The organism is Halostella sp. PRR32, from assembly GCF_034808085.1.
In the GTDB taxonomy this organism is placed as follows: domain Archaea; phylum Halobacteriota; class Halobacteria; order Halobacteriales; family Natronoarchaeaceae; genus Halostella; species Halostella pelagica.
In genome coordinates this window covers 1-276 of the sequence record NZ_JAXHGL010000097.1, presented here as the reverse complement: position 1 = coordinate 276, position 276 = coordinate 1, and the positions used below count along the sequence as shown (strand labels likewise).

Below are 276 nucleotides of genomic sequence, written 5' to 3'. Positions count from 1 at the left end.
GGGTACCCCGGTTGCATCACGCGGGTTCCGATCAGCCAGGACGACAGCGGCGAGTGGAGTGCGGACACGGGGTCGGACGAGGCGCTCAACCTCCCCAACACGGAGGCCTTCCGCGACATCGGCGGGACGCGGGTCAACTGTTACGGCGACCTCAGTCCCTGGGAGACGATGATCTCCTCCGAGGAGGACTACGGACACCCGGCGGTCTCCCTGAAGCACACGCCGAGCGACCTTCTCGAAGCCGACGGCGGCGAGGGGATCCTCGGAGCCAGACAC

1 pseudogene is annotated in these 276 nt (G+C 67.8%); it reads left to right on the top strand.

The features are described from left to right. A pseudogene (locus SM753_RS20530) lies at positions 1-276 on the top strand (cell surface protein); the annotation flags it as partial.